Raw genomic sequence first — 19,187 nt, 5'->3', positions numbered from 1 at the left:
ATGTTATGATATCAGTATCAGATGTCTGACATCTGACTTAGAAAAAACTAGAAATGTTTTTGAATCGTTTCAAGTAAACGAAATAGGTTAGAAAATGATTTAAAGAAGTACTGTTTGACAATGAGAATTCTTTTGGATAACAGTTTCACTTTATAGCGTTTTGAACATACTACAAGAAGTAGAACTGAACTTATAGGAGGTCGCAGTTATGAATAAATATAAACGTATATTCCTAGTCGTAATGGACTCTGTGGGAATCGGTGAAGCACCAGATGCTGAGCAATTTGGTGATCTAGGATCTGACACAATTGGTCACATTGCTGAACATATGAATGGGTTACAAATGCCTAACATGGTGAAATTAGGTCTTGGTAACATTCGAGAAATGAAAGGTATCTCTAAAGTAGAGAAACCACTTGGATATTACACAAAAATGCAAGAGAAATCTACTGGTAAAGATACAATGACAGGTCACTGGGAAATCATGGGCCTTTACATTGATACACCATTCCAAGTGTTCCCAGAAGGATTCCCAAAAGAATTACTTGATGAATTAGAAGAAAAAACAGGCCGTAAAATTATCGGTAATAAGCCAGCTTCTGGAACTGAGATTCTTGATGAACTTGGTCAAGAGCAAATGGAAACAGGCTCTTTAATCGTTTATACTTCTGCTGATAGCGTATTGCAAATTGCAGCACACGAAGAAGTAGTGCCACTTGATGAGTTATATAAAATCTGTAAAATTGCACGTGAATTAACATTAGATGAGAAATACATGGTAGGTCGTGTTATTGCTCGTCCATTCGTTGGTGAACCTGGAAACTTTACACGTACACCAAATCGTCATGACTATGCATTAAAACCATTCGGCCGTACAGTAATGAACGAATTAAAAGATAGTGACTACGATGTAATTGCTATTGGTAAAATCTCTGATATTTATGATGGTGAAGGGGTAACTGAATCACTTCGTACGAAGTCTAACATGGATGGAATGGATAAGCTTGTAGATACATTAAATATGGACTTTACAGGTCTTAGCTTCTTAAACTTAGTTGACTTTGATGCATTATTCGGCCACCGCCGTGATCCACAAGGATACGGAGAAGCTCTGCAAGAATATGATGCACGTCTTCCAGAAGTATTCGCAAAACTAAAAGAAGATGATCTATTATTAATTACAGCAGACCACGGTAATGATCCAATTCACCCTGGTACTGACCATACACGTGAATATGTACCATTATTAGCATATAGCCCAAGCATGAAAGAAGGCGGACAAGAGTTACCACTTCGTCAAACATTTGCTGATATTGGTGCAACAGTAGCAGAAAACTTCGGTGTGAAAATGCCAGAATACGGAACAAGCTTCTTAAACGAGCTAAAGAAATAGGGGGATAAACAAATGAATCGTGAACTTATTACAAAATCAGCTTCATACTTAAAAGAGAAATTTCAAGAGACACCACAAGTAGGACTAATCCTTGGATCAGGACTAGGTGTATTAGCAGACGAAATTGAGAATGCAGTAACAGTACCTTACAGTGAAATCCCTGAATTCCCAGTATCAACTGTAGAAGGCCATGCAGGTCAACTAGTATTTGGTACACTTCAAGGTGTAACAGTAGTAGCAATGCAAGGACGTTTCCACTTCTATGAAGGATACGACATGCAAAAAGTAACATTCCCAGTTCGTGTTATGAAAGAACTAGGTGTAGAAACAGTAGTTGTAACAAACGCAGCTGGTGGTGTAAATACATCATTTGAGCCAGGCGATCTTATGTTAATTTCAGACCACATTAACTTCATGGGTACGAATCCATTAATCGGACCGAATGATTCTGAAATGGGCGTACGTTTCCCTGATATGTCTACATCATATACAGTAGAACTTCGCGAAATGGCGAAACAAGTTGCAGCAGACTTAAATATTAAAGTACAAGAAGGTGTATACGTAGGAATGACAGGTCCTGTATATGAAACACCTGCTGAAATTCGTATGCTTCGTACACTTGGCGGAGATGCAGTTGGTATGTCAACAGTACCTGAAGTAATTGTAGCGCGTCACGCTGGTATGAAAGTATTAGGTATTTCTTGTATTTCCAATATGGCAGCTGGTATTTTAGATCAACCACTTCACCACGATGAAGTAATTGAAACGACAGAACGTGTTAAAGCTAACTTCTTAGCATTAGTAAAAGCAATCGTAAAACAAATGAAGGGGTGACTTCACAATGAGAATGGTGGACCTAATTGCAAAAAAACGTGACGGACATGCATTAACGACAGAAGAAATTAACTTTATTGTTGAAGGATATACGAATGGTGATATTCCTGATTATCAAGTAAGTTCACTTGCAATGGCAATTTTCTTCCAAGATATGAACGATCAAGAGCGTGCTGATTTAACGATGGCAATGGTAAATAGCGGTGATACAATCGACTTATCGGCTATTGAAGGTGTAAAAGTAGATAAGCATTCAACAGGTGGTGTTGGTGATACAACGACACTTGTATTAGGTCCATTAGTAGCTGCTTTAGATGTACCAGTAGCGAAAATGTCTGGACGCGGTTTAGGACATACTGGTGGTACAATTGATAAATTAGAAGCAGTTCCAGGATTCCATGTGGAAATTGAAAACGATGAATTCATGCGTCTTGTAAATGAAAACAAAATCGCTGTTATCGGCCAAAGTGGTAACTTAACACCTGCTGATAAAAAGCTATATGCACTTCGTGATGTAACAGCAACAGTAAACTCAATTCCGCTTATTGCAAGTTCGATTATGAGTAAAAAAATTGCTGCTGGTGCAGATGCAATTGTTCTTGATGTAAAAACTGGAGCAGGTGCATTTATGAAAACGGATGAAGATGCAAAACGTTTAGCAGAAGCAATGGTACGTATCGGTAATAACGTTGGTCGTAATACGATGGCAGTTATTTCTGATATGAGTCAACCACTCGGTGAAGCTATCGGTAACGCATTAGAAGTTCAAGAAGCAATTGATACATTACAAGGTAAAGGGCCGAAAGATTTAGAAGAGCTATGTTTAACACTTGGAAGTCAAATGGTGTACCTTGCTGGACAAGCTTCATCTTTAGAAGATGCACGTGAAAAGCTAATTGAAGTAATGAACAACGGAAAAGCGCTAGAATCATTTAAAACGTTCTTATCAGCGCAAGGCGGTGACGCATCTGTTGTTGATGACCCTTCTAAATTGCCACAAGCACAATTTAAAATTGAAGTGGAAGCGAAAGAAGACGGATATGTATCAGAAATCGTTGCAGACGAAATCGGAACAGCAGCAATGCTTTTAGGAGCAGGACGTGCAACGAAAGAGTCTGAAATTGATTTAGCAGTTGGTCTAATGCTGCGCAAAAAAGTAGGCGATAGCGTGAAGCAAGGTGAATCTCTCGTTACAATTTACGCAAACCGCGAAAATGTTGAAGATGTAAAAGCGAAAATTTATGAGAACATGAAGATCTCTAAAGAACACGTAGATGCACCAACTTTAGTACACGGTATCGTAACGAAGTAATAAAAAAAGCTGAGGAGATTTCTCCTTGGCTTTTTTTACTATTTTTTGTTTATAATAATAATGGGTGAAATTATGATTAGAATTTGTGCAGTAACAAAAACAGATGAAGTATTATATGATGTTTCTCTAGAAGAAACAAAGAAAGACCATATTGTATGGTATTGGCTAGATTTATATAAGCCAACGAAAGAAGAGTATACATATATTCTGCAAGACCATTTTAAGTTCCATCCCCTTGCAATTGAAGACTGTCTAGAATACGTACAGAGGCCAAAAGTTGATTTTTATGATGGATATAACTTTTTAGTTCTTCACGCGTTTGGAGAAGATGGGCTAGAACCACATGAAATTGATTTGTTTGTTAGTGATCGCTATATTGTTTCTTTCCATTTTTCTCATAATAATGCAATTGAAAGAGTATGGAAAACACTTGGTGAGAAGAGGCGGATTAAGAAAGGACCTTTACATGTAGCACATACGATCACTGATCAAATTGTAGATGATTATTTCGCACCTGTATATTACATTGAAGATCATTTAAATGCGATTGATGATAATTTAACAGGTGAGACAGCAGGAGCCGTACTAGAAGAAGTATTTGATATTAGGGCAGATTTATCTAAGTTAAGACGTACAATTATTCCAATGCGTGATTTATTGTATCGTATTTTGAATTCCACTCGTTTTTACGGTATAAGTGATCATGAGATTTATTTTAAAGATATACATGATCATTTACTTAAACTTACGGAAATGATTGAGGCAAGTCGAGAGTTAACGGCGGATATTCGGGATAGTTATTTTTCATTAAACTCACATCATATGAATAACATTATGAAAACATTAACTGTATTCTCGACCATTTTCATGCCATTAACATTTATTGCGGGAGTATATGGAATGAACTTTACGCATATGCCAGAGCTTGGTGGACAATATAGTTATTTTATTTGTCTTCTTCTAATGGCATTAATTGGCGGCGGAATGATGGCCTGGTTTTATAAAAAAGGATGGTTTAAGTAAAAAAACACCGAGGATTTCCTCGGTGTTTTTTTTCAACCAATAGCATGTAATACAAACATAGCTAAGAATAAGCATGTAATGATATACATAGATGGTGCGACTTCTTTACGCTTTCCAAGAGCAACTTTTAAGATAGGGTAAGCAATAAATCCGAACGCAATGCCATCAGCGATACTATATGTGAGCGGGATCATGACGATAATTAAGAACGCTGGAAATCCTTCTGAAAAATCGTTCAGAGGAATTTGCTGAATGCTTGTAATCATCAGGCCGCCAATAATAATTAAGATTGGTGCAATGGCACTATCAGGAATTAGTTTGACAAACGGAAGTGCAAACAATGATGCAAAGAATAACAACCCCGTAACGATAGACGTCAGACCTGTCTTTCCGCCTGCAGTAATACCTGCGGCACTCTCTACTGTTGATACGGTAGGGCTTGTGCCAAATAGACCACATGTCATTGCTGAAATTGCATTGGCTTGGTAAGCACGTGGGAATTTACGGTCATCTTCTAATAAACCGTGCAGAAGTCCCATGTTCTCAAAAATAAGCACCATGCTTAAGGAGAATGTTGCAATCCAAAACGGTAAGGAAGAAAGTTTGCCAAATGACATAGCTCCAAACACATCCCCGTAATTAGCGAATGAGAATGAACTATTTCCGATTTGACTTGTATCAACAAGGCCAAATAGCCATGCAATACCAGTTCCTATTGCAATCGTCCATAAAAAGTTTCCACGTACGTTACGAATAAATAGTACAAGTGCAACGATAAGAGTAAGCACGGTCGCAAGAACGACAGGGTTACTTAATTTACCCATTGCAACAGCAGTATTTGGGTTCGAAACGACTAAGCCACCTTTTTGCAATCCGATAAACGCTAAAAATAATCCGATGCCGACAGTAATTGCTTCCTTTAATGACTTTGGAATTGATACTGATAGCACGCGAGCGATTGGTGTAAAAGCGGCAATTGCAAAAATAATACCAGAGATAAAGACAGCAGCCAATGCTTCTTGCCAAGTTAGTCCAAGCGTATGCACAGCTGTGTACGTGAAGAATGCATTTACACCCATACCAGGGACAAGAATAGCAGGTGCATTTGCCCAAAATGCCATGAGTAGACATCCGACAAATGAACTGAAAACAGTTGCTAAAATTCCAGCTTCAAGAGGAATGCCAGCATCGGATAAAATTGATGCATTTACAATCATAATATATACGATCGTGAAAAATGACGTAACTCCAGCTAAAACTTCTTGTTTTGGTGATGTTTCGTGTAAACCTAATTTAAATGTTCTTTCAAGTATTCCTTTCATGTTAAACCTTCTTTTTCATATCCCTCTCCCACCCGTGATATCTCTTTCGTAAGAGCTCACCGTCCTTTATTATATCAGAACATCATGTTTTTACAACAAGGAAAATGATAACGTTTACTTATAAATGAAATTATTTATAAATACGTAAAAATTGCCCGTATTGTTGAAATAATTTCTAACTCTCCCGATTGAATGGGTGGAGCTGCTTGCGCATGTAAAGTAGCATAAGACGTAACCTCCCTTGGTAATTGGGCAGATTCTTCAACGAATGAGAGGGGAACAGGATTAATATTTAAATTATATGTACTCGCAATAGCACGAGCTTTTTCTACTGCTTGGTGCAGAGCTTGAATGAGAGCTTGCTCATAATATTTATTTGGATGAGATACTCGGAAACGTAAACCTTTTGCTACATTTGCACCATTTGAAACGGCTATATCATATACTTCCCCAGCTTTTTGTACATTTAAAACGGTAATTTCATACAAATGCTCCACGCGGTATCCTTGCAGCAAGGCTTTATCATTTACATATTCGTATTGAGGAGTAATTGTATAAGAAATCGTCTCTATATCTTTATCGGCAATACCAAGCTGTTTAAGTGCATCCAACAATTGTTTGGATTGCACTGCATTTTCTTCTTGAGCCTGTTTTACATTTTTATCATCTGTTCGAATGCCGAGTGTTAATATAACAACATTCGGTTTTGCTTTTACAACACCTTCTCCTTGTACAGTAATAGTAGCTTCTTTACCAGTATTAGCAGTGCGTACGTTGTGTAAATAAGGATTCATTCCACCCTGCATTTTCCATCACCATCCTTTTTATATGTATATGTGTGAACAAAAAAGAAATTTATATGAAAAAAGTTACATAAATGAGAATGTTGAGGAAAGAAAGCATATACAACATAGGTATTTATAGATTATAATATGTGTAAATATGATAAAAAAGGGACGAGGCTATTGAACGAAAAAAGAGAAACGCTGATTTTAGATTTATCTGCATCATTTCGAAAAATGATACGTTTATTACAAAATGATATTAATACACGTTTTGCAGAACATATGCCATATAATGAATTTTCTGTATTACGTGCGTTATTTTTAAACAGTCCACAGATGGCTTCGCAAATTGCGAGTGAAGTAAACGTAACCTCCAGTCATATTACAGCTGTTACAGATCGTCTCGTACGAAAAGGATTAGTAGAAAGAAAACGTTCTAATTCAGATCGTCGAATCGTGTACTTAGAAATTACAGAGCACGGAAGAGAAGTAACTGAAAAACTTGAAGCTGTGCGTAAAGAATATTATAAAGAGAGATTTAAAGGTTGGAGCGACCAAGAAATAGAAATGGTCTTAGAACTATTTGGCCGCGTATTATAATAAATGAGGATAGGAAGCGAAAGCATTCCTATCCTTTTTCTTTTGAATAAAAATATTTTGAAACTCCGATACTTTAATTAAAAGATCGGAGGAAAGATTATGAAATATATTGCTGCACTTACCATTTTATTTGGTGGTTTTTTCTGTTTTCAAACATTCACGTACGCAGATACGCCTATCCAAGTAGTGCGAAAAGAAGTGAAGTACATTGAAAATGATAATACAGTCTTATATTCGAAATTATGGGTTCGTTCTATGCAAAACGCAGTATTATTTCACCATAGCGATAATATTCGTAATCGGGACACATTACGTAATGTAACAAGTTCATCGCTTGTTAAAGCGAAGCAACTATCTTTTCAGAAAGCAGCACTTTATATACCGAGACTATCGCAATACGTATCAAAAATAGGGAAAGAAAACATTCAAGTGTACTACATTGCGATTCACTATAATGTGAAAAAAGAAAATGCATATCAATTAGATGGCATGAACTATTTTCTACAAGTATTCGTAAAAGAGCGTGGGGAATGGAAAATTGCCGAAAGTGTAGTTGCCCCGACAGAGCAAATTGTGCAAAATGGTGATGGATTTGGAATGAAAGAAGAGATGGTGTATGGGGATAGGAGAGAGAATGTGAAATAACCTCCTCATCGAGAGGAGGTTATTTTATTTGAAATTCCAAGAGACTTTCCATTTTAATATTTTAGGTAGGAAGAAATACGTAATGAAACTAGTTATTAAAAATCCGATGTAAAAGCTGGACAATGAGTGCGCGCGACTTAGTATTAAACCTCCAACGATCCCACCAAAGAAAATAGCGCATGCCATTACTAACTTTTGTAACTTTGGATATAATAGATAGTTACCATTTCGCTCATTGATTGAACGGGCATATAAATAAATACCGAGTGGTAATAAAATAAGTATATGTGCAATAGGTGCAATCAATGTTTTTGCCGGCGGAATCTTTGTAAAGTTTGGTTCGTTATGACGTACTCCATTTTGATCAGTATAAGCGCTTTGTGGATCATAATTAAAGTTAATAGTAAAATCTTCTGCTGGACTAGAAATACGTATGTTTTCCATAACATCATGTATAATGCCATTGTTCTCATGAAAGTCGGCACTCGAGTGAACAGCAATGACTCCTGATATTAGAGATGGAAGTAACGCTGGGAAGATTAATATAGCTGCAGTAAGAAATCCTTGCGATATCACATTTCCAGCGATTGTTCCTATACATAAGGCAAGTGTATAAATAGCGATTAATACAATTAACATATATATAAAGTAACTATGAAACGGTGAAAATACTTGATATTTATTATGAAAAGTCAACCTTTTCATAATAGCAAATAGCCCCCAGTTTAAAATGACAACAGCGGCGATATTACAGATTCCAAACAACCACTTTGTTATATAAAGGTGTGAACGTTTAAAGGGCATAGACCATAACAAGTCGCTAGCGTTATTTTGTCTTTCCCATCCAATTAACGTACAAGCTAGAATGGTCAGTATGCTACCTAACAGCATGGTAGGATCTAAAAGTGTTAAATCAAAGTGATAATGATATACATAGTTCCATTTTTTATTGTCATTTAGAAAGTGTTGCTGTTGAATAGAAGTCATATAGTATTTATATGACAAACTATAGAAGCTGACGAGCCAAAATAACCATACAACATATTTACTTTGTTGATACGTTCTTAGCCATAGTGCTTTTTGAAACATAGGATCTCTCCTTTAAAAAACTTTATAATTTGTTAGGCGTGATAATACAACATAAGTAATGATTCCAGCGAGAAACAAACTGATATAGTAGTTAGGTAAGAAATAAAATTGATTGATTTTATAGCCACCTAGTAATGAAAAGTAAATCGTTGTCCCCCATATACATATTTTTAAATGTTTTTGGAAAATAAATATCCTTTGACTATTTTCATTTGGTGAACGCACATATAAATATGTCCCAAGTAGTAAATAAAATATTGTATAGAAAATAGGGACTAACATTGATTTGGCTGAATAATATACGTGAGATGCTGGATTTCTTAAAGTAGTTGGATCGTTGTCCCTCTTCCGAGAATCTGGCTGATAGTTATAATCAATAGAAAAGCGATATATTGGTACAACTATATTTGTTTTTTGATTGATTTCATATAGTTGTTGATCTAATTTATTATTTTTAGTATCGGTAGCCTCTAAATGGTTTAGTGTAAAAGTGTACACTAGTGGAATAAATGTAAGGCCCATTAGTAGCCATGGAATGCAAAAAATGACCTGTGAAACAATACTTCCAGTAAAAGTACCGATACATAGAGCAGCTGTATAGACTGCAACATAAGAAACTATCGCATAAAGAAAGTATCGGTGAAGTGGACTAAATGATTGATAATCAAAATGGATAGTTGTTCTATAAATAACATACATAATAATCCAATTTATAAGTAACGAGCTCACAATACAGAAGGAACCGAAAGCCCATTTAGATAAGAAAACATGTTTTCTTTTAAATGGCATCGTCATAAGTAGTGTATTAGATTGGTTGCTACGTTCCCATCCTATCAATAAGCAGGCTAAAGCAATGATAAGAACAGTTAACCAAAAACTATTACCATCTCGTGCAGAAAAGGTATAAAAATAATAATACTGTTCCCCTTTTTCTTGTAATTCGTAATATTTATCGAGTTCCATCTGAGCACTTCTATAGTATCCGAGAGATAGAAGATAAAGCGAACTAAAGAAGAATAGTAACGCAGCATATTTCCCACGCTTCCAATTCCACATCCACAACGCCTTATGAAACATACCCATCCTCCTCCAGTGTCGTAACGAAGACATCTTCAAGTGACATTGTTAATTCTTCAATGAGCAGTGGTTGTTCTTTATAAAACTTCTCGAGTGTTGTAGCCACATTTCCTTCAATTAAGATTGTATATACTTTTCCTGTTTGATTTAATATTTTAATATTGCTTAAGTTTTCTAGTTTTTGAGGTAATGAACGCTCGTAAGCTACTTGTATTTTTGCAAATTGTGATTTTGCATCGTCTAGTGACGTAATAGATGCTACAGTATGTCCTTTTAACATAATGATTGTATCTGCAATTTGTTCCACTTCATCTAAATGATGGGTAGAGATGAAAATGGTAATTTCTTTTGCTGCAACTTCTCCAACGAGAAACTGTAAAATCTGTCTTTTAACGATAGGATCAAGTCCGTTTGTTGGTTCATCTAAAATAATATATTCTGCCTGTGCAGCAACAGCTAAAATGATAGCAAGCAGTGCCTTCATTCCTTTTGAATAACTACGAATTCGTTTGTTTGGTAAGTTGAAACGTTCTAGTAGTTCGTAGAAATATGGTTCATCAAATGCGGTATAAACTGCTTTATAAAACTTCACGATTTCTTTTACTGTATAACCGTTTAGTATGTTAGTAGAATCCGGGACATATACGATTTTTTGTTTCGTTTCAGGATTCTTATGAATGTCGATATCCTCATATGTAACAGTTCCCTCATCTGGGTCTAAAATGCCGACTATCGTTCGTAATAAAGTTGTTTTCCCCGCACCATTTCTTCCAAGTAATCCGACGATACTACCTTTTTGTAATGTGAAAGAAACATCGTCTAAAATTGTTTGAGTATCAATTGTTTTCTTCAAGCTTGTCACTTTCAGCATCCGTATTCCCTCCAATCTCTTTATAGTATGAATCTATCCAATCATGAATTTTATCTTTCGTAATACCAAGATAAGAGGCTTCTAATAGTAATTGATGAAATTGCTTTTCAACCATAGCGATTTTCCTTTCGTCTAATGTTGGGGTAATCGATTGGGATACAAATGTTCCTTTTCCTCGTAACGTTTCAATAATTCCTTGTCGCTCTAACTCTTGATACGCTTTACTCACTGTATTTGGATTTATAACGAGTAAAGAAGCGAGTTCGCGTACAGAAGGAAGTTTATCACTTGGAGCCAACATGCTTTTCAATACGAGTTCTTTTATATTTTGAACAATCTGTTCCCATATCGGAGTGTTGCTTCTTGGGTCAAGTTGAATATGCAAGAGCAATGTCTCCTTCCTCATATGTATTAAGTGTACTACTATGTGTAATACACTTAATACAATATAGGGGACGAATGTATTTGTCAACTGAAAATAATAGAAAAAATTGGTATTAAAAAAAGGAGAATTGGAAAAAATAGGTCTGATATAGAATGGAGGGTTAGTCATGAAGCGAGTTTTTGGAATACTTGTTTGTTTCATGTTATTGCTTTCTGGAACTTCAGTGAGTTTTGCGCAATCTGAAAAAACGAAGCAGGAGAAAACAGAAGAAACAACGCCGAAGTTAGCGGAACAAGCGTCGTCAGCAATCGTAATTGAGCAAGATACAGGTAAAGTTTTATTTGATAAAAACCCAAATGAAAAATTACCACCTGCTAGTATGACAAAGATTATGACAATGCTTTTAATTATGGAACAAGTTGAAAAAGGAAAACTAAAACTGACCGATAAAGTTAGAGCGAGTGAACATGCAGCTTCAATGGGTGGATCGCAAATCTTTTTAGAACCTGGGGAAGAGATGACTGTAAATGAGATGTTAAAGGGTATTGCAATTGCATCTGGAAATGACGCATCTGTTGCAGTAGCCGAGCACATCGCAGGTTCAGAAGAAGGATTTGTAAATATGATGAACAAAAAGGCGAAAGATTTAGGGCTGAAAAATACACATTTTCAAAACCCAACAGGTCTTCCGGCCAAAGACCATTATTCGACAGCAAATGATATGGCTATAATGGCGAGAGAATTGATGAAGTATCCACTTATTCGTAAATACACAGGTAAGTACGAAGATTATTTACGTGAAGATACGGATAAAAAGTTTTGGCTCGTTAATACGAATAAACTAGTACGTTTTTATCCTGGCGTAGATGGAGTAAAAACAGGTTTTACGACAGAAGCGAAATATTGTTTAACAGCATCGGCTGAAAAAAATGGTATGCGTGTCATTTCAGTTGTCATGGGAGCACCAACATCAAAAGAACGGAACAACCAAGTGACAAAGCTTCTTGACTATGCATTTGGACAATATATGACAAAGAAATTGTATACGCGCGGCGAAAAAATTAAGACAGTTCAAGTAGGAAAAGGGAAAAAAGAAAAAGTAGATTTAGTTGCATCAGATAATGTTTCTCTTCTTATGAAGAAGGGCGAGAATATGGACAAGGTAAAACAAGAAGTAATTGCTGAAAAGAAAGTAAAAGCACCGATTAAAAAAGGTTACGCGCTTGGTACACTTGTTATTAAAAAAGATAAAGATGTTTTATTAAAACAAACAATTGTAGCAAAAGAAGATGTTGCTGCAGCGAGCTGGTGGGAGTTATTTAAAAGAAGTTTTGGGATGTTTTCAACATCAAAATAGCGGCAAATATTTTGCCGCTTTTCTATTCGTATGTAAGTGAATAATGCTGAAAGGTTTCACTTTATGACGAAATAGTTCTTCTTTTGTCAGCAGGAAGGATTCTTATTTTGTATCACGAAAATCTTTATGTATGTGAATAAGTAAAGTTTGAGCATAAGGAGGAAATCGTGTGAGTCTTTCCATGCAATTAGAAGTAAAACGTGACGTCCTATGTGTGAGACTAGAGGGTGAATTAGATCATCATACGGCTGAAGAGTTGCGAACGAAAGTAACAGATATGATTGAGACACATGGTGTTCATCATATTGTTTTGAGCCTAGAGAACTTATCGTTTATGGATAGTTCTGGTCTAGGTGTTATATTAGGCCGATATAAACACGTAAAGGGATTAGGTGGAGAAATGGTTGTTTGTGCAATTTCACCGCCTGTTAAGCGTTTATTTGAAATGTCGGGCTTATTCAAAATCGTTCGCTTAGAAGAAAGTGAAGCGCACGCGCTCGCGACGTTGGGGGTGGCATAGATGAGAAATGAAATGAACCTTCAATTTTCAGCATTAAGTCAAAATGAATCATTCGCTCGCGTTACAGTGGCGGCTTTCATTGCACAACTAGATCCAACGATGGAAGAATTAACGGAGATTAAAACAGTTGTGTCAGAAGCGGTTACAAATGCAATTATTCATGGATACGAAGGAAATGCAGAAGGTATTGTTTATATTTCTGTAATTTTGGAAGAAGCAATGGTGAAACTCACGATTCGAGATGAAGGGATTGGAATCTTTAACTTAGATGAAGCGAGACAACCCCTTTTTACAACTAAACCTGAATTAGAGCGTTCCGGAATGGGATTTACTATCATGGAAAATTTTATGGATGAAGTAGAAGTTATTTCAAACGAATCTTTCGGGACAACAATCCATTTGACAAAATACTTATCAAATAGTAACGCTCTATGCAATTAAGGAGAATAGCCTATGGACATAGAGGTCAAAAATGAGAAGAAGAAACCTCAGTTAAAGGACCACGAGCTAAAAGCGTTAATTCAAAAAAGTCAAGATGGAGATCAACAAGCGAGAGATACAATCGTTCAAAGTAATATGCGCCTCGTTTGGTCGGTTGTACAGCGGTTTCTTAATCGAGGATACGAACCAGACGACCTATTTCAAATTGGATGTATTGGGCTCTTGAAATCGGTAGATAAATTTGATTTATCTTTCGACGTGAAATTTTCAACATATGCAGTTCCAATGATTATTGGTGAAATACAACGTTTCTTACGCGATGATGGATCAGTGAAAGTTAGTAGGTCTTTAAAAGAAACAGGAAACAAAATTAGAAAGATGAGAGATGAGCTTTCGAAAGAATTCGGAAGGGCTCCAACGATTAATGAAGTGGCAGAGGCACTAGAACTAACGCCAGAGGAAGTTGTTCTAGCACAAGAAGCGAGCCGGGCCCCTTCATCTATACATGAAACTGTATATGAAAACGATGGAGATCCAATCACTATTTTAGATCAAATTGCAGATCAATCTGAAACGAAATGGTTCGATAAAATTGCTTTAAAAGAAGCGATTAGAGAACTAGATGAACGAGAGCGCTTAATTGTATACTTGCGTTACTATAAAGATCAAACACAGTCAGAAGTAGCCGAGCGCATAGGCATTTCGCAAGTACAAGTTTCAAGACTTGAAAAGAAAATATTAAAACAGATGAAAGATCGAATAGACGAATAATTGTCTATTCGATTTTTTTATGCCGTTAATAGGAGAGAGATGTTAATTTTCACAAAAATTAACAGAATTTATTGATAATTTAGTCAATTTAAAATATAATCCAAGTATGAACTTGTCATAAAGGGGGAAGGAAACATGGAAACGAGGCAACAATGGGGAACGAGAGCTGGATTTATTTTCGCAGCGGTCGGATCTGCCGTTGGATTAGGAAACATATGGCGTTTTCCTTATACAGCGTATGAAAATGGAGGAGGAGCGTTCTTTTTACCGTATTTATTTGCATTATTAACGACTGGTATTTCATTGTTAGCGTTTGAGTTTGCCCTTGGTCATCGTCATCGTGGCTCAGCACCACTTACATTTTTCCGTATTAGCCCGCGTGCAGAATTTATTGGATGGTGGCAAATGTGCGTAACATTTATTGTTTCAACATATTATGCAGTGATTATTGCTTGGTCTATATCGTATACATACTTTGCAATTACTGGAGCATGGGGAAAAGACACGCAATCATTTTTATTTAAAGAGTACTTACATGTTGCAGATAAGCCAGGACAATTTGGAGGACTTGTACCAGAAGTATTAATTCCGTTAGCTCTCGTTTGGATTATTGTGCTTGGCGTTGCATTTAAAGGAGTTAAAAAAGGAATCGAAGTTGTTAACCGTATATTTATTCCTTTATTAGTTGTTATGTTCCTTATTATCGTTGTTCGTGCAGTGACGATGGAAGGTGCTATGCAAGGACTAGATGCATTCTTTAAACCAGATTGGAGTCGTATTTTTGATGGGAAAGTATGGCTTGCTGCTTACGGTCAAATATTCTTTAGTTTATCTTTAGCATTTGGAATTATGATTACGTATTCTAGTTATTTACCGAAAAACTCGGATACAACAAATAATGCCTTTATTACTGGATTTGCAAACTCAGGATTTGAATTATTAGCAGGTATTGGGGTCTTTGCAGCTCTTGGATTTATGGCAAATAATATGGGAGTACCGGTTGATAAAGTAGCAAGTGCTGGCGTTGGGCTTGCGTTCGTAGTATTTCCCCAAATTATTAATGAATTGCCGATGTCACCGTTGTTTGGTGTTTTATTTTTCTTATCGTTAACGGTTGCTGGAATTACATCACTTATTTCACTCGCGGAAGTATGCTTTGCCGCTGTATCTGAAAAATTCAGTTTAAGTCGGGAAAAAACTATTGGAATTATGGGAACCCTTCTCGTGTTAGTTTCTCTTGTTTTTGCAACACGTGGTGGACTTATGTTTTTAGATGTTGTCGACTATTTCGCTAATAATTTCGGATTAATTACAATTGCACTTGCGGAAGTAGTTACGATAGGGCTCATTTTACGCCGTTTACCAGTTTATCAAAATCATGCAAACTTTGTATCTGATATTAAATTAGGAACGTTTTGGAGAGTGAGTTTACTCGTTATTACTCCGCTTATGTTAGGGTATATGCTAATTGATGGTACAATCCAAAATATTAAAAAGAACTACGGAGATTATCCGACTGAGTTTGTTGTAACGTATGGTTGGTCGATAGCAGCAGCATTCCTCATAGTTGCAATAATCATTGGCCTGAAAAAATGGGATGCACAAATTCATTCGGATTCTGCCAAGCTTGAAAAAGAATGGAAAGATCGAGGTGTTTCATAATGAGTGGATCAGCGATTATGATGATGGTTATTGGAATAGTAGTCATTTGGGGAGGGCTTGCATTAAGTATTGTAAACTTATTTAAGAAAAAGGCATAAGTAAAAAACATCTGTACCGAAATGGTGCAGATGTTTTTTTATGAAAAAATTGTATTAGAAAAAAATTCAATAACCATACTACAACTACGAGGAAGAGTGAAGGGGTGAATGAAAGTTGGAACAAACGATTTATATTAAAATGCGCAATCGTTTAAAAGTTTCTCCTACTTATGAAGTAAAGCTGGGCGATGTTGCTCAACTTGCCGGAGATTCTTCCGTAGTTGAGTTGTTACAAAATGAGATAGTTTACAAAATAACAGCGCATGATAAGACGCATGTTGTAATTGATGTTATGAAAGTAATTGAGATTATTCAACAGAAAGCATCTCATGTACAAATTAATTTACTCGGTTCTGGACAAACTCTTGTTGAAATTATATACGAAAAAAAGAAGACACACCCAATTTTTTTCGGGCTTGTATGGCTGTTACTGTTCATTGGAGCGGCCCTTGCGATCATTTATTTCCATGAAGATGTAAGTATGCAACAAGTACATCAACGGTTATATTACATGATTACTGGAGAATTTAATGCGCAACCACTTTTATTTCAAATCCCTTATTCTTTAGGTCTTGGCTTAGGGATGGTTTTATTTTTTAATCATGTATTTCAAAAGCGAATTAATGAAGAGCCGAGTCCGTTAGAAGTTGAGATGTTTCAATACCAACAGTCACTTGATCAGTATGTAATCGTTAATGAAAACAAGGATAATATGAAACAACTTGCCGATGATTGAGTCTGGATTTGTTATTTTAATTGGTTTAGCTGGAGGGATTGCGGTAGGTAGCGGATATGTCGCATTTTTAGCTGTACTTGGTATAATCCCCCGTTTAGCCCAATTAACGAGAAGTGGAAAGCATATTCAATATTTTGAGTGGGCAGTCATTGCAGGTACTTTAACAGGGGCTTGGTGCAGTTTGAAAAACATTACATTTCAAACGTCGCAGTATTGGCTCGTTATATTAGGGATATTTTGTGGCACATTCATCGGAATGCTTGCTGCGGCATTAACAGAGGTGTTAAATGTTCTGCCTATTTTAGCGAAACGAGTAGGGGTAGAGGGGAAGATTATTGTTTTACTCGTTGCTCTTGTACTTGGGAAAGTAATAGGATCGTTGTTTCACTGGATTTATTTCGTAAAGTAGGAGGCAGTATATAAATGACAAGTCAGAAATTGAAGGATGATTACATAAATAAAGTGAAGGAGTATCATCCAAAGCCAAACTATTTACTAAATTGTATCAAAGCATTTCTTGTAGGTGGACTCATTTGCACAGTTGGAGAAGTATTGATGAAATTTTATATACATTATTTTCACTTCAGTGAACAAGAGGCAGGAAACCCAACTGTTGCAACCCTTGTTTTATTATCCGCGATTTTAACAGGGTGTGGTGTATATGATAAAATCGGTCAATTTGCTGGAGCAGGATCAGCGGTACCGGTAACAGGATTTGCAAATTCTATGGCGAGCGCTGCCTTAGAACATAAGAGCGAAGGGGTTGTTCTAGGGATTGCTACAAATATGTTTAAACTGGCAGGAAGTGTGATTGTATTTGGGGTTGTTGGTGCATATATCATTGGGTTAATAAGGTATACCTTTAAAATTTTTATGTCTTAAAGGAGGGCTAGTATGAGGTTGACCGGAAAACAAACGTGGGTATTTCAAAATGATATATATGTGAATGCAACGGGTACTGCTGTCGGTCCGAAAGAAGCTGAGGGCCCTCTTGGGAAAAAATTTGATATTTCATATGGTGACTTGCATTGTGGAGAAGAAAATTGGGAGCTTGCCGAACGAAGATTAATGTCAGACTCAATTCAACAAGCAGTGCAAAAAGGGAATATAAAAACATCGCAAATTGATTTCTTTTTAGCGGGAGATTTATTAGATCAAACAGTGACAGCAAATTATGTTGCGCGTAAGTGGGGCATTCCTTTTTTAGGAATGTTTAGCGCTTGTGCGACGTCTATGGAGACTTTAGCAGTTGGCTCAGCTTTTATAGACGGTGGATTTGCAAATCGTGTCTTAGCTACAGTAAGTAGTCATAATGCAACGGCTGAAAGACAATTTCGCTATCCAACAGAGTACGGTGGACAAAAGCCAGGGACAGCAAATTCAACTGTGACTGGTGCAGGATCTATATTAATTAGCAATGAAAAAAGTGCAATTAAAATTACGTCGGCTACAATTGGAAAAGTGCAAGATTTAGGAATTACAAATCCTTTGGATATGGGGGCAGCGATGGCTCCAGCAGCAGCTCATACAATTCAACAACATTTTGAAGATTTAAGAAGAAGTGCCGATGATTATGATTTGATTGTTACGGGTGATTTATCAGCTGTTGGGACGCCGATTGCGAAACAACTTTTACTTGAGGAAGGTTATGATCTTGGGCATATATACAATGATTGTGGATTGATGATTTATGAATCAAGTCAAGAAGAAGTGTTTGCAGGTGGTAGTGGTTGCGCTTGTTCAGCAGTTGTCACATATGGTCATTTATTACACGAGATGCAAAAAGGGAATTTACAACGAATTTTTGTCGTTGCGACTGGTGCATTATTAAGCCCGATGATGATGCAACAGAAGGAAACGATTCCAACAATTGCACATGGTGTCGTATTTGAGAGAGTTAAAGGAGAGTGAATTGTGGATTTTATATATGCATTTCTTGTAGGTGGAGTTATTTGTTTAATTGGGCAACTATTGTTAGATTTCGTAAAGTTAACACCAGCTCATTTAATGGCAACTTTTGTAGTCATCGGAGCAATTTTAGATGGATTTGGATTGTACGATAAACTAATAAAGTTTGCAGGTGCTGGAGCAACAGTCCCTATTACAAGTTTTGGACATTCACTATTGCACGGAGCAATGCATGCAGCAGAAAAACATGGATATTTAGGAATTGGTATTGGCATGTTTAGTTTAACGTCTGCGGGCATTTCCGCAGCGATATTGTTTTCGTTTTTTATAGCACTTATATGTAAACCGAAAGGATAAA

23 protein-coding genes are annotated in these 19,187 nt (G+C 36.5%); 17 read left to right on the top strand and 6 right to left on the bottom strand.

The annotated features are described in order from the left end of the window. Positions 1-208: 208 nt before the first annotated feature. From deoB to corA, 4 genes are read left to right on the top strand one after another with little or no spacing between them, the layout of a single operon-like run. Entirely contained in the window at positions 209-1,393 is a 1,185-nt protein-coding gene (deoB, locus tag C3Y97_RS20675; protein WP_001046079.1) for a phosphopentomutase, read from the top strand. Positions 1,394-1,405: 12 nt separating this feature from the next. Next, on the top strand, positions 1,406-2,227 hold the full coding sequence (locus tag C3Y97_RS20670) for a purine-nucleoside phosphorylase (RefSeq protein WP_001078446.1): 822 nt from the start codon (positions 1,406-1,408) through the stop codon (positions 2,225-2,227). A gap of 7 nt (positions 2,228-2,234) precedes the next feature. Continuing rightward, the gene (locus tag C3Y97_RS20665; protein WP_001243069.1) at positions 2,235-3,539 is read left to right on the top strand and encodes a pyrimidine-nucleoside phosphorylase; all 1,305 of its coding nucleotides are present in this window, start codon (positions 2,235-2,237) and stop codon (positions 3,537-3,539) included. Between the two features lie 60 nt (positions 3,540-3,599). Next, positions 3,600-4,562, top strand: a complete 963-nt coding sequence (gene corA / locus C3Y97_RS20660; protein WP_002026281.1) for a magnesium/cobalt transporter CorA — start codon at positions 3,600-3,602, stop codon at positions 4,560-4,562. A 32-nt stretch (positions 4,563-4,594) separates the two neighbouring features. On the opposite strand, the gene C3Y97_RS20655 is transcribed toward corA, so the two are convergent. Then, positions 4,595-5,884, bottom strand: coding sequence for an NCS2 family permease (locus C3Y97_RS20655; protein ID WP_000676248.1), 1,290 nt, complete (start codon positions 5,882-5,884; stop codon positions 4,595-4,597). 134 nt (positions 5,885-6,018) lie between these two features. Continuing rightward, a complete protein-coding gene (locus C3Y97_RS20650) occupies positions 6,019-6,690 on the bottom strand; it encodes an SIMPL domain-containing protein (RefSeq protein ID WP_001161449.1) in 672 nt (223 codons plus the stop codon). A gap of 159 nt (positions 6,691-6,849) precedes the next feature. Here C3Y97_RS20650 and C3Y97_RS20645 point away from each other — a divergent pair, with 159 nt between their 5' ends. Both C3Y97_RS20645 and C3Y97_RS20640 read left to right on the top strand, forming a co-directional pair. Continuing rightward, positions 6,850-7,269 carry a MarR family winged helix-turn-helix transcriptional regulator gene (locus C3Y97_RS20645; RefSeq protein ID WP_001003307.1) on the top strand — a complete coding sequence of 140 codons (420 nt, stop codon included), beginning with the start codon at positions 6,850-6,852 and terminating at the stop codon, positions 7,267-7,269. Between the two features lie 99 nt (positions 7,270-7,368). Then, complete coding sequence (locus C3Y97_RS20640; protein ID WP_000873774.1) at positions 7,369-7,914, top strand: hypothetical protein; 546 nt, start codon at positions 7,369-7,371, stop codon at positions 7,912-7,914. A gap of 24 nt (positions 7,915-7,938) precedes the next feature. On the opposite strand, the gene C3Y97_RS20635 is transcribed toward C3Y97_RS20640, so the two are convergent. The 4 genes from C3Y97_RS20635 to C3Y97_RS20620 are packed head-to-tail and all read right to left on the bottom strand — an operon-like array spanning position 7,939 to position 11,336. Continuing rightward, a complete protein-coding gene (locus C3Y97_RS20635; protein WP_136363622.1) occupies positions 7,939-9,003 on the bottom strand; it encodes an ABC-2 transporter permease in 1,065 nt (354 codons plus the stop codon). A gap of 12 nt (positions 9,004-9,015) precedes the next feature. After that, a complete protein-coding gene (locus C3Y97_RS20630; protein ID WP_000468523.1) occupies positions 9,016-10,080 on the bottom strand; it encodes an ABC transporter permease in 1,065 nt (354 codons plus the stop codon). Continuing rightward, complete coding sequence (locus C3Y97_RS20625; RefSeq protein ID WP_098212663.1) at positions 10,070-10,951, bottom strand: ABC transporter ATP-binding protein; 882 nt, start codon at positions 10,949-10,951, stop codon at positions 10,070-10,072. Before C3Y97_RS20625 ends, C3Y97_RS20630 begins: the two co-directional genes overlap by 11 nt. Then, complete coding sequence (locus C3Y97_RS20620) at positions 10,917-11,336, bottom strand: GntR family transcriptional regulator (protein ID WP_086403790.1); 420 nt, start codon at positions 11,334-11,336, stop codon at positions 10,917-10,919. Before C3Y97_RS20620 ends, C3Y97_RS20625 begins: the two co-directional genes overlap by 35 nt. A 166-nt stretch (positions 11,337-11,502) precedes the next feature. On the opposite strand from C3Y97_RS20620, the gene dacF reads away from it, so the two are divergent. The 11 genes from dacF to spoVAE all read left to right on the top strand — a co-directional run bounded on the left by dacF (position 11,503) and on the right by spoVAE (position 19,186). Continuing rightward, the gene (gene dacF / locus C3Y97_RS20610; protein ID WP_136363621.1) at positions 11,503-12,693 is read left to right on the top strand and encodes a serine-type D-Ala-D-Ala carboxypeptidase DacF; all 1,191 of its coding nucleotides are present in this window, start codon (positions 11,503-11,505) and stop codon (positions 12,691-12,693) included. 169 nt (positions 12,694-12,862) lie between these two features. Further along, positions 12,863-13,213 carry an anti-sigma F factor antagonist gene (gene spoIIAA, locus C3Y97_RS20605; RefSeq protein WP_000059135.1) on the top strand — a complete coding sequence of 117 codons (351 nt, stop codon included), beginning with the start codon at positions 12,863-12,865 and terminating at the stop codon, positions 13,211-13,213. Next, entirely contained in the window at positions 13,214-13,654 is a 441-nt protein-coding gene (gene spoIIAB / locus C3Y97_RS20600; protein WP_001243398.1) for an anti-sigma F factor, read from the top strand. 12 nt (positions 13,655-13,666) lie between these two features. Next, complete coding sequence (gene sigF, locus C3Y97_RS20595) at positions 13,667-14,425, top strand: RNA polymerase sporulation sigma factor SigF (RefSeq protein WP_000350729.1); 759 nt, start codon at positions 13,667-13,669, stop codon at positions 14,423-14,425. 135 nt (positions 14,426-14,560) lie between these two features. Beyond that, positions 14,561-16,087, top strand: coding sequence for a sodium-dependent transporter (locus tag C3Y97_RS20590; protein ID WP_000450088.1), 1,527 nt, complete (start codon positions 14,561-14,563; stop codon positions 16,085-16,087). Beyond that, complete coding sequence (locus tag C3Y97_RS20585) at positions 16,087-16,185, top strand: methionine/alanine import family NSS transporter small subunit (protein ID WP_000016828.1); 99 nt, start codon at positions 16,087-16,089, stop codon at positions 16,183-16,185. Before C3Y97_RS20590 ends, C3Y97_RS20585 begins: the two co-directional genes overlap by 1 nt. 115 nt (positions 16,186-16,300) lie before the next feature. Further along, on the top strand, positions 16,301-16,921 hold the full coding sequence (locus C3Y97_RS20580) for a stage V sporulation protein AA (protein ID WP_000438369.1): 621 nt from the start codon (positions 16,301-16,303) through the stop codon (positions 16,919-16,921). Continuing rightward, entirely contained in the window at positions 16,914-17,330 is a 417-nt protein-coding gene (gene spoVAB, locus C3Y97_RS20575; RefSeq protein ID WP_000572936.1) for a stage V sporulation protein SpoVAB, read from the top strand. Before C3Y97_RS20580 ends, spoVAB begins: the two co-directional genes overlap by 8 nt. Before the next feature lie 14 nt (positions 17,331-17,344). Then, positions 17,345-17,803 (top strand): stage V sporulation protein AC, encoded by a 459-nt coding sequence (spoVAC, locus tag C3Y97_RS20570; RefSeq protein ID WP_000203810.1) that lies wholly within the window; start codon positions 17,345-17,347, stop codon positions 17,801-17,803. 12 nt (positions 17,804-17,815) lie between these two features. Then, positions 17,816-18,832 (top strand): stage V sporulation protein AD, encoded by a 1,017-nt coding sequence (gene spoVAD, locus C3Y97_RS20565; protein WP_098212664.1) that lies wholly within the window; start codon positions 17,816-17,818, stop codon positions 18,830-18,832. Positions 18,833-18,835: 3 nt separating this feature from the next. After that, complete coding sequence (gene spoVAE / locus C3Y97_RS20560) at positions 18,836-19,186, top strand: stage V sporulation protein AE (protein ID WP_000345916.1); 351 nt, start codon at positions 18,836-18,838, stop codon at positions 19,184-19,186. Position 19,187: the final 1 nt, after the last annotated feature.

Origin of the sequence: Bacillus sp. DU-106, from assembly GCF_004799705.1 — a bacterium.
GTDB lineage: Bacteria > Bacillota > Bacilli > Bacillales > Bacillaceae_G > Bacillus_A > Bacillus_A cereus.
This window is presented reverse-complemented; position numbering and strand designations above follow the sequence as displayed.